6 protein-coding genes are annotated in these 5,916 nt (G+C 61.0%); 1 reads left to right on the forward strand and 5 read right to left on the reverse strand.

The window, feature by feature from the left end; translation table 11 throughout:
- Positions 1 to 529: 529 nt before the first annotated feature.
- The 5 genes from ACRC1E_RS01585 to amgK all read right to left on the reverse strand — a co-directional run bounded on the left by ACRC1E_RS01585 (position 530) and on the right by amgK (position 4,287).
- Positions 530 to 1,297 (reverse strand): NYN domain-containing protein, encoded by a 768-nt coding sequence (locus tag ACRC1E_RS01585; protein WP_438513355.1) that lies wholly within the window; start codon positions 1,295 to 1,297, stop codon positions 530 to 532.
- A gap of 3 nt (positions 1,298 to 1,300) precedes the next feature.
- Positions 1,301 to 1,894 (reverse strand): Holliday junction branch migration protein RuvA, encoded by a 594-nt coding sequence (gene ruvA / locus ACRC1E_RS01590; protein ID WP_438513356.1) that lies wholly within the window; start codon positions 1,892 to 1,894, stop codon positions 1,301 to 1,303.
- Between the two features lie 50 nt (positions 1,895 to 1,944).
- Entirely contained in the window at positions 1,945 to 2,475 is a 531-nt protein-coding gene (gene ruvC / locus ACRC1E_RS01595; protein ID WP_438513357.1) for a crossover junction endodeoxyribonuclease RuvC, read from the reverse strand.
- An 82-nt stretch (positions 2,476 to 2,557) separates the two neighbouring features.
- A complete protein-coding gene (gene murU, locus ACRC1E_RS01600; RefSeq protein ID WP_438513358.1) occupies positions 2,558 to 3,253 on the reverse strand; it encodes an N-acetylmuramate alpha-1-phosphate uridylyltransferase MurU in 696 nt (231 codons plus the stop codon).
- 2 nt (positions 3,254 to 3,255) lie between these two features.
- Positions 3,256 to 4,287 (reverse strand): N-acetylmuramate/N-acetylglucosamine kinase AmgK, encoded by a 1,032-nt coding sequence (gene amgK, locus ACRC1E_RS01605; protein WP_438513359.1) that lies wholly within the window; start codon positions 4,285 to 4,287, stop codon positions 3,256 to 3,258.
- A 79-nt stretch (positions 4,288 to 4,366) separates the two neighbouring features.
- Between amgK and ACRC1E_RS01610 the strand changes: the two genes are divergently transcribed.
- Positions 4,367 to 5,916, forward strand: a 1,550-nt coding sequence (locus tag ACRC1E_RS01610; protein WP_438513360.1) for an LPS-assembly protein LptD, incomplete at its 3' end; no start/stop codon positions are given.

Consider the following 5,916-nt stretch of genomic DNA (forward strand, 5'->3'; position numbering starts at 1 on the left):
GGCGCGGCTGCGCCCCCCATCAGATTGTCGGTTTCTATCATGAGGCTATCTGTTTCCTGATTCGGCAACTGGCGGATTGATATATTGCTTAAGCTTGGTCTTGCGTCCGCTGCGCGGACTTTTTTGAGGCTATGCCCCAACTGCGTATTGGTGTTTATTGCGGGCCATGCCAAAAGCGCTGCCGCCAGTAACCCATCCCCGTCAGGCTCGCGCCGGTGAAAAAGGGGCTGACGAGGTTTTAAGCTGGCCTTTGTCCGAGCGATTCGACGGTAGCGAATACCCCGCTGAGCGAATCAAAGATTCGCACGCATGGAGTTGGCCAGCGCCTCGGCAGACTCTTTTGCGCCGGAGGTTTCGCGAGACTTCGGGGGCGCTTGGGTTGCAAGGGGCTTGTCGCTACAAGCCCCTGCCCGTTCGTATTCCCTCGCGCCGCTGCGCTTGCCGCGCTCGGTCAGCGGAAGCGGCAATACTCAAAAAGTCCGCGTAGCGGACACAAAGCCAAAACGCGTCAACGCGTGTAGGCCAGCGCCTATTTCTTACGGCCGTTGACCGGCTTGAGCTTGATCGAAATCCCGCCACGGCCTTGGGTGGCTTTTTTAACCTCGAACCAGCCCGACTTCTCGACCAGTTCGGAAATCTTGCGATAACCATAGTTGCGCGGATCGAAGTCCGGCATCCACTGCCCCAGCAGACTATTGGCACCGCCAAGGTCAGCCCAGCCATCGTCGTCGCCCGAGGCTTCGATAGCCTTCTGGAACTGGGCACGCAGCTTGCGGTCCAGCGGGCGCAGCACCGGCTTGGCCTGCACCGCAGGCTTGCTGCGGTTGCCATCATCGCGCCCGGCGCTTTCCGGCTCGGCCTTGGCCTCGTCCGGCTCGCGCAGCACTTCTACATAAACGAATTTGCTGCAGGCGTTGACGAAAGCTACCGGTGTTTTCTGCTCGCCAAAACCCCAGACATCAAGGCCGTCTTCACGCAGACGGGTCGCCAGACGCGAAAAATCGCTATCGCTGGAGACCAGACAGAAGCTGTGAAAACGCTCGGAGTGCAGCAAATCCATAGCGTCGATCACCATCGAGATGTCGGACGCGTTCTTGCCCTTGGTATTGGGAAACTGCTGGATAGGGTGGATGGCAAAGCGTGCGCACAGGTCGCGCCACGCCTTGTCATGCTTGCTGAAGTCGCCGTATACGCGCTTGAGTGCCAGCACGCCCAGTTTGCCGGCTTCTTCCAGCACGTCTTCTATCCACGCCGGCGACACATTGTCGGCATCGATCAACACCGCGACATTGGCCATGACTTATCCTTTCATCAGGTTTTTCAGCGCATAGCGTACGCCTTCGCTAACACCGCTGTCAGCCGGCATGCCCTTGATGGCGGCTGCGGCTTCCTTTTCGTTGTAACCCAATGCCAGCAGCGCGCCGATGATATCGCTTCTGTCGTCGGCCGTGATCGCCAGCGGCAGGCCGCCCGGTGTCGCCACCAGCGAGCCTGTCATCAGCTTGCCGCGCAGCTCCAGCACCAGACGTTCGGCGGTTTTCTTGCCGATGCCCGGCACTGCCGACAGGCGCTTGACGTCTTCGCCGGCAATGGCCAGCGCCAGCTCGTCGGCGGTCATGCCGGACAAGATGGCCAGCGCGATTTTGGCGCCGATGCCGGACACCTTGATCAGCTGGCGGAAACTCAGGCGCTCTTCCTTGCTGGCAAAACCGAACAAGAGGTGCGCGTCTTCGCGTATCACCAGATGGGTATACAGCGTGGTGTGCTGCCCCAGCGCCGGCAACTGGTAAAAGGTGTTCATCGGCACATCGACTTCATAGCCGACACCGCCGACATCCAGCACGATCTGTGGCGGCAGTTTTTCGATAAGGGTGCCGCTCAAGCGTCCGATCATGGGTTTTCTTTCCGGGTTGAGGGTGCCGCTTAAGCGACACCTAGAGATACTCAGGCCAGCCGGCCATTCTTGATGCGCAAGCCCTGCTGCGCCAATGCGCCCATCACGCCGCCACTGTGGTTGGCATGCGCCAGCGCCACCGCCAGCGCATCGGCGGCATCTTCTTGCGGCGTGCCGGACAAATTCAGCATCCTGACCACCATATACTGTACTTGCTCTTTCGGTGCCTTGCCCTGCCCGACGACCGACTGCTTGACCTGCAAGGCGGTATATTCGGCCACCGGCAGGTCTTTCATCACCAGCGCCGCCACGCACGCACCGCGCGCCTGACCCAGCATCAGGGTCGAGGCCGGATTGACGTTGACGAACACCTGCTCTACCGCCGCTTCGCTGGGCTGGTAGGTGGCAATTACGTCATGAATGCCGGCCACGATAATGCGGATGCGCTCGGCCAGACTGGCACCCGGCACGGTTCGTATGCAGCCGGAGGCGACGTAATGGCGCTGCTGGCCCACGATATCGATCACCCCGAAGCCGGTAATGCGGCTGCCGGGGTCTATGCCCAGGATACGGCGGCTCATGACTGTCTTGCGCCGGAGGCTGGGAACAGGGAAGCGGGAGGCGGGAAACGGGAGCCGGCTGCACGCCAGAAAAATAGCTGCATCACCACTGCCTTGCCAGCCTGTCCGCTTCGGCCAGCCGCTCCGGCGTGCCCACATCCAGCCAGACGCCGGTGTGATGCGCGCCGCTCACCTGCCCGGCCGCCATCGCACGACGCAGCAAGGGGGCGAGCTTGGCCGGCTGCCCGGGCGGCGTGCCGGCAAACAGCGCCGGATGATAGGCACCGACACCGGAAAAAGTCAGGCCGCGCCCCGCTAGCGGATCCGCCGACAGCATGCCGCTATCCAGCAGGCCGAAGTCGCCTGCCGCATTGTGCGGCGGATTATCGACCAAGAGCAGGTGTGCCAGCCGCGTCTTGCCATCCAGCAAGGCCGCTTGTTGCGCCAAGGCGGCAAAATCGATATCGGTCAGCACGTCGCCGTTGATCACCAGAAATGGCGCATCCCCAAGCAAGGGCAAGGCGGTGGCGATGCCGCCGGCGGTTTCCAGGCCGCTCTCGCCTTCGGCCGAGTAGCGGATGGATACACCGTAAGCCGCGCCTTCAGCCAGCACCGCCTCGATTTGCGCCCCCAGCCAGGCGTGGTTGATCACCACCTCGCGTATGCCTGCCGCCGCCAGACGCTGCAAATGCCAGCCTATCAAGGGCTGGCCAGCCACAGGAAGCAAGGGTTTGGGGGTGTGGTCGGTCAGCGGGCGCATGCGCTCGCCGCGCCCGGCCGCCAATATCATCGCACGCATCATCAGCCCTTGAAGCCCAGCACCGGATAGCTCGACTGCAACTCGGCGTCGGTTTCATCCTTGCCCACCAGCTCGACCAAGAGGCCGTACAAGGGGGCCAGTTCGCCGTAACGGCGGGTGGTGCGCTTCAGGTATTTGATGAAACGCGGGATTTCCGGACGGTACTTATCCTTGCCGTCGCGGTGGTGGAGGCGGGCAAAAATGCCGGCCACTTTCAGGTGACGCTGCACCCCCATCCACTCGAAGGCACGGTAGAAGTCGTCGATACTGTCCGGCACCGGCAAACCGGCGGCGCGCGCCTTTTCCCAGTAGCGGATCACCAGATCCAGCACGAAGGCTTCGTCCCACTCGATAAAGGCGTCGCGTAATAGCGACACCAGATCGTAAGTAATCGGGCCGTATACCGCATCCTGAAAATCAAGCACGCCAGGCCGGTCCGATGTCAGCATCAGATTGCGCACGATATAATCGCGATGCACATACACCTGCGGCTGCGCCAGTGCCGCATTCAGCAGCAGACGGCTCGTTTCGCCCCACACTTTGCGCTGCGCATAACTCAGCGGCTTGCCGATTTCCTGATTGCAGAACCATTCCGGAAACAGATTCAGCTCGCGCGTGAGTAGCGCCTCGTCGTATACCGGCAGTACATCCGGCTTGCTGCCCAGCTGGATTTCTATCAGCGTGTCTATCGCTTCTTGCAACAGCAGCTGGTGGACTTCACGCCGTGCATCATGCTCCAGTGCGGCAAGGAAGGTCACCCGTCCCAGATCCTCCAGCAGCATCAAGCCCTGCTCGCGGTCCCGATCCAGAATGGCCGGTACATGCACCATGGAAAACACCTCGCGCGCATGCACATAGGCATCGGTGTTCATTTTTTCCGGCGGCGCATCCATCACGATGCGGGTAGTCCCGTCCGGAAATACGGCACGGAAATAGCGGCGGAAGTCGGCATCGGCCGCAGCAAACTCGACCTGAATGTCGGTTTGGGGAAAGCGCGTGGCTAGCCACGTTTTAAGTACATTGAGTCGCTGCATGGTGGCTTCATTGCGAGATTGGTACAATTGTGCGATTGTACCTTCATTTTTCGGGTTCACCACACGTACCTGAGCGCCCATGCCAGCCATTTTCAAACTGACTCCCCTCGTAGCGGCAGTTGCCGCACTTTTTCTGGCGCCGCCGCTTTTTGCCGAGGCCTTGCCTCCCGGCTCGCTGACCGTCACCGCCGACGAGCTATCGGGCCAGATGGACAACGAACTCAAGGCACGCGGCAATGTCGTCGCCACCCGCGACGACCAGACCATTACTTCAGACTGGCTGGACTACTACGTACAGAAGGGCGAACTGGTACAGGCCGGTGATCGTGTACGCATAACCCAGCCGGGCAGCGACATCCTGTCCAAAAAGCTCGACTATTCAATCGCCAGCCAGCAAGGGCTGGCCGATGATGCGGTATTTGCCTTCCAGCAGGGTCAAGGCGTGCTGCGCGGCAAAAGCGACGAACTGAAGATCCTTGGCGACAAACGCTACCAGCTCAAGCGCACCACGCTGAACACCTGCGACCCCGGTGACGAATCCTGGTACCTGAAAGCCACCACCGTGGATGCCGACTACACCCGCAATGTCGGCGTGGCACGCAATGCCCGCCTGTATCTGGGCGGCGTGCCGGTGCTGTACACACCATGGATGGACTTCCCGCTGGATGGCGGCCGCAAGTCCGGCCTCTTGTTCCCGACTTTTAGTCTGGGCAGTAACGGCCTGGACTTTTCCCAGCCTTATTACTGGAATATCGCGCCCAACTACGATGCGACCTTTTTTCCGCGCTATATCGCCAAGCGCGGCGTAATGCTGGGCGGCGAGTTCCGCTATTTGCAGCCCGGCTATCAGGGCCAGATCTACACCGAGCAGATAGACGACAAGGAAACCGGCAGCAGCCGCTATCTGTGGAAAGGCCAGCACCAGCAAGCGCTGGCACCCAATCTGAGCTGGGGCTACGACGGCAGCTATGTCTCTGACAACGATTATTTCGACGACTTTAGCGACCGTCTGGCGCAGGTCTCCAGCGACAACCTCGAACGTCAGGCCTGGGCCAGCTACAACCTGGGCTGGGGTAATGCCACGATACGGGCACAGCGTTACCAGACCCTGATAGACAATGCCAGCGGCGGCACCATCCCTTACGCCCGCCTGCCGCAGATCACGCTCAACGGCGGTCAGGCATTGCCGGCCGGCCTGTCGTGGAATCTGCAATCCGAAGCCACCCGCTTCTCGCATCCCGACCTGCAAGAAGGCGACCGCCTGATGCTGAACCCGTCGCTAAGCTGGCGGGCCGATGCCAGCTGGGGCTTTATCCAGCCCAAGCTGGGGGTCAACTTCCGCCAATATGCGCTGGATGGTTTGGGCAGCGAGCGTGCCCGCAACGAGAGCCTGACCACGCCGACTTTCAGCGTCGACTCCGGCCTCTACTTCGAGCGCGAGTCCGAATTCGCCGGCAGTCCGCATACCCAGACGCTGGAACCGCGCCTGTATTACGTCAATACGCCGTACCGCGACCAGAGCAGGCTGCCCAACTTCGATAGCTCGATCAACGATTTCGACTGGAACCAGCTGTTTAGCGAAAACCGCTACTCCGGCTGGGACCGCATCAACGAAGCCAACCAGCTCAC

Origin of the sequence: Craterilacuibacter sp., assembly GCF_051659485.1 — a bacterium.
Taxonomy (GTDB): domain Bacteria; phylum Pseudomonadota; class Gammaproteobacteria; order Burkholderiales; family Chromobacteriaceae; genus Craterilacuibacter.